The 4,386-nt window shown below is 67.1% G+C and carries 5 protein-coding genes; 1 reads left to right on the top strand and 4 read right to left on the bottom strand.

Features of this window, described 5'->3' with window-relative positions:
• From Y705_RS23235 to eat, 4 genes are all read right to left on the bottom strand, one after another.
• On the bottom strand, positions 1–99 hold a 99-nt coding region (locus Y705_RS23235), incomplete at its 3' end, for a hypothetical protein (RefSeq protein ID WP_253908604.1).
• A 56-nt stretch (positions 100–155) separates the two neighbouring features.
• The gene (locus Y705_RS19570) at positions 156–959 is read right to left on the bottom strand and encodes a gamma-glutamyl-gamma-aminobutyrate hydrolase family protein (RefSeq protein ID WP_343212737.1); all 804 of its coding nucleotides are present in this window, start codon (positions 957–959) and stop codon (positions 156–158) included.
• Entirely contained in the window at positions 946–2,319 is a 1,374-nt protein-coding gene (locus Y705_RS0112080) for a glutamine synthetase family protein (RefSeq protein ID WP_026533044.1), read from the bottom strand. Before Y705_RS0112080 ends, Y705_RS19570 begins: the two co-directional genes overlap by 14 nt.
• A 41-nt stretch (positions 2,320–2,360) precedes the next feature.
• On the bottom strand, positions 2,361–3,794 hold the full coding sequence (gene eat, locus Y705_RS0112075) for an ethanolamine permease (RefSeq protein WP_049822684.1): 1,434 nt from the start codon (positions 3,792–3,794) through the stop codon (positions 2,361–2,363).
• Positions 3,795–4,021: 227 nt separating this feature from the next.
• Between eat and Y705_RS0112070 the strand changes: the two genes are divergently transcribed.
• Positions 4,022–4,386, top strand: a 365-nt coding sequence (locus tag Y705_RS0112070; protein WP_026533042.1) for a FadR/GntR family transcriptional regulator, incomplete at its 3' end; no start/stop codon positions are given.

The raw sequence follows: 4,386 nt of genomic DNA, 5'->3' as shown, positions 1-4,386 counted from the left end.
CAGCAGCAGCGCGCGGTCCGCCGGTGCCACCCGACGCCAGGCGGGAAAGGCGGCCACCGCCCGGGCGATGGCGGCGTCGGCCTCCTCGAGCCCGGCCATGGGAACCGTGCCGATGCCCTCTTCGGTGGCAGGATTCAGGATTTCGAGGGTGTAGCTCATGAGCTGGGCCTTCCGGTCGGAGAGCGGTGGAGCCGGGCGGTGCGGGCCGCGTCGACGAACCCGCCGAACAGGCGCCGGTCCTGCCCGTTCTCCTCCGGGTGGAACTGCACGCCGAGGAGCCAGCCGGAGGAGGCTCCGCCGGAGCTTTCGACGGCTTCCACGGTGCCGTCCGCAGCGCGTGCGGTCACGCACAGACCATCCGCCACCTGATCCAGGCCCTGGTGGTGGTAGCAGGGGCTCGCGGCGCGGGCACCCAGCAATTGCCGTGCGATGGATCCCGGCTCGGTGGTGAAATCGACGCTGCCGAAGACGCCCGGGGCGGGCTGGTACTGCGCGGCGTCCGCGCGGACCTCCGGGAGGTGCTGGTGCAGGGTACCGCCGAGGGCGACATTGAGGATCTGGGCTCCCCGGCAGATCGCGAACAGGGGCAGGTCGGCGCTCAGCGCAGCGCGCGTGAGGGTGAGGTCGTGGTCGTCGCGCTCCGGCTGGCTGACGGTGGTGGGATGGGGCGCGGCGCCGTAGTGGGCAGGGTCCACGTCCACGCCGCCGATGACGATCAGCCCGTCGAGGAGGTCGAGCACGCCGGGATCGGTGCCGACGGGGGGCAGCAGCAGCGGGGTGCCTCCGGCCTCGACCACGGCGCGCACATAGGAACCCGGCACGATGGCCGCCGTGTCGTTCCAGACGCCCCAGCGAGCAGGCTGCCAGTAGGTGGTCAGGCCGATTCTCGGCCGGTACGCCTCCGGTCGGGCTGTCTGGCGGGCTTCGGGTGCCGACGGTCCCTGCCTAGTGCCGTTCAAACCCGCGCCGCAATTCCCAGTCCGTGACGGTGGCATTGAACTGCGCCATCTCGACGTCGGCGTAGTGGGTGTAGTGCTTCACCACGTCCTCGCCGAAGACCTCGAGGGCGATGGTTGAGCCGGCGAACAGGTCGCGGGCCTCCTTCATGGTGGCCGGGACATGCTCGGCATCGGAGGTGTAGGCGTTGCCGTCCATCCTTGCCGGAAGTTCCAGCTGATTCGCGACTCCGTAGAGGCCGCCGGCGAGCATTGCCGCGAGGGCGAGGTAGGGGTTCGCATCGGCACCGGGCAGGCGGTTCTCCAGCCGGGCCGAGGCGCCCTTCCCGACGAGGCGTACGGAACACGTGCGATTGTCCAGCCCCCAGGCGACGGCGGTGGGAGCGAAGGAGCCTTCGGAGAACCGTTTGTAGGAGTTGATGTTCGGGGCGTAGAACAGGGTGAATTCCCGCAGCGTCGCCAGAACGCCGGCGATGAAGTGGTCATAGAGTGCGGTTCGTTCGTCCGCCTCCTCGTCCCAGAACACCAGCCCGCCGTCCTCGCCGCGCAGGGACATGTGGATATGGCACGACGAGCCTTCCCGCTGGTTGGGCTTCGCCATGAACGTCACGGACTGGCCCCGTTGCGAGGCCATCTCCTTCGCGGAGAGCTTGTACACGCTGTGGTTGTCGGCGGTGACGAGGACGTCGTCGTACTTGAAGGCGATCTCGTGCTGGCCGAGGTTGCATTCGCCCTTCGCCGATTCCACCACCATCCCCGCCTGGTACATGGTGTTGCGGATGTCCCGCAGGAGGGGCTCGACGCGCAGCGAGCCCAGGATCGAATAGTCCACGTTGTACTGGTTGGCAGGGACCAGGTCCCGGTAGTGCTTGAGGCCCGCGCTTTCGAAGGACTCGTTGTAGATCACGAACTCTAGCTCGGTCCCGGAGAAGGCCTTCATACCGAGTTCCGCGGCTTTCGCCGACTGCGCCTTGAGGATGCTCCGCGGGGCGACGTTCACCAGCTCGCCCGTGGTGAAGGACAGGTCGGACTGGATCATCACGGTTCCCTCCCGGTAGGGGAGGCGTCGGATGGTGTCGAGGTCGAGGTCGAAGACCATGTCCCCGTACCCCGTTTCCCAGCTCGACATGGCGTAACCGTCCACGGTGTTCATCTCGGTGTCGACAGCCAGCAGGTAATTGCAGCCTTCCGTGCCGTGGCCGAGGACGGTGTCGAGGAAGAACTGGCCATGGATCACCTTGCCCTGCAACCTGCCCTGCATATCGGTGAAGGCCAGGACCACCGAGTCGATCTCCCCGGATCGGATGGCGGACGTGAGCTGGTCGACGGTGAGCATCCGGTCATTGCGGGGGTGCGTTTCCATGGGTCTCCTTCGGTGCGCGGGGGTGTCGGCAGGGCGGGCGGTCAGGTCAGGGTGGAGCCCTCTTTCTTCAACAGCGCGAACTCTTCCTCAGGGGCGCTCGCCACCAGGTGGTGGCGGCTGTAGAACCAGAAGTAGGCGAGCGCGGCCAGGAAGACGACGGCGGTGATCGACGCGGCGAGGATGTCCACGAAGAAGGTGGCCACGAGGGCGACGACCGCGAGGACCAGCGCGATGCCGGTTGTGACCACGCCGCCGGGTGTCCGGTAGCCGCGCTCCAGTCCGGGTTCCCGAACCCGCAGGAGGATGTGGGACAGGTTCAGCAGCACGTACGAGACGGTGGCGCCGAAGACGGCGATGTTGATCAGCAGTCCGCCGTTCCCGGTGAACGCCGCGAGCAGGAAACCGATGGTCCCCGGAACCAGCAGTGCCACCCAGGGCGTGTGGCGCTTCGAGGTGAGGGACAGGACGCGGGGTAGATAGCCCGCCCTGGACAGCGCGAACAGTTGGCGCGAGTAGGCGTAGACGATCGAGAAGAAGCTTGCCACGAGGCCTGCGAGACCTGCGTAGTTCACGAAGTCGGCAAGCGCCGAGTCCCCGCCCGCCGCGGCCCGCAGCGCTTCGGGAAGCGGCGAATCGGAGGCGCCCATGGCCTCGGAACCGGCCGCTCCGGGCACCAGGATCAGCATGAGCGCGCCGAAGACCAGGAGGAGCAGCATCGCCACGATGATGCCCCGCGGCATGTCCCGTTTCGGGTCGTCGGACTCCTCGGCGGCGAGGGGCACGCCCTCGATGGCGAGGAAGAACCAGATGCCGAACACCAGTGCGGCAAGGACGCCGGAGAACCCGTAGGGAAGGAAGGCCGAGGAACCGGCCGAGCCGTCCGGAACGATGTCGAAGAGGTTGGCGGTCTCGAAGTGCGGCAGCAGGCCCACCACTGTCACCACGAGGGCGACGACGGCGACGACGGTGATGCCGAACATCAGCTTGAGCGCTTCACCGACCCCCCACAGATGGATCCCGATGAACACGACGTAGGTTGCCAGGTAGACGGGCCAGGAGTTGGTCATCCCGAAGAGCCCCAGCGCCTCGATGTACCCGCCGATGAAGGTGGCGATCGCCGCAGGGGCGACGGCGTACTCGATGAGCACTGCCATGCCGGTGGCGAAACCTCCGAGGGGCCCGAGCGCGCGTCGGGCGAAACCGTACCCGGCACCCGCGGTGGGAAGCATCGACGACATCTCCGCGAGTCCGAAGACCATGCAGGTGTACATGATTCCCATCAGGACGAAGGCGATCAGAAGCCCGCCCCATCCCCCCTCGGCGAGCCCGAGGTTCCAGCCCGAGAAGTCACCCGAGATCACGTAGGCGACACCGAGCCCTGCCAGCAGCACCCAGCCCGCAGCGCCGCTCTTGAGCTTTCGGTGCCTGAGGTATGAGTCGTCAACGGTGGTGTAGTCGATGTTCCTGCGTGCCACGTGTGCCCCTAGGTGGATTGACCGGGTGGAGAACGGGTGACACCTCCCGGGCGCAGCGGACGGTGCAGGGAGGTGACGGGGGATCTCAACGCAACCAATGGAATGAAATCAGTCCAATGGATGCCTCCAATGATCACGGTCCAGCTTCCGTCCGTCAAGGGTCATGTCGGATCCGGTGGAGTTCCCGGCAGCAGAACGGGGGTTCACGGACTGCGTAAGCTTGAGCCATGAGCGGTCCTGCTGATCCGGCATTCCGGTTGATCCAACCGGCACGCAAAGGGAACGCTTTCGAAGAAACGGTCGAGCGGCTTCTGCATGCGATCAAGCTGGGCGTCTTCCCGGCCGGATCGCGGCTGCCCGCCGAACGCGACCTCGCCGAGCACCTGGGGGTGTCCCGGTCCACCCTGCGTGAGGGTCTTGCGGACCTGCAGACCGCCGGCTACCTCACCATCCAGCGCGGGCGGTACGGTGGCGCAACGGTGAGCGCTGAACTGCCGAGCGCCCACGTCGATCGAAACGCCGCGACCCTCAGGCGGGCGGATGTCGAGGACGTACTGACCTTCCGGGCGGTCGTCGAACCTGCAGCCGCCGG

Source organism: Arthrobacter sp. H41, assembly GCF_000520535.1.
In the GTDB taxonomy this organism is placed as follows: Bacteria; Actinomycetota; Actinomycetes; order Actinomycetales; family Micrococcaceae; genus Arthrobacter_D.
The sequence above is the reverse complement of the archived record's forward strand: the minus strand, read 5'-3'. Positions and strand labels throughout refer to the sequence as shown.

Coding starts and splice junctions, on each gene's coding strand:
- Y705_RS0112080 (WP_026533044.1), bottom strand. CDS start 2,319: ATGGAAACGCACCCCCGCAATGACCGGATGCTCACCGTCGACCAGCTC.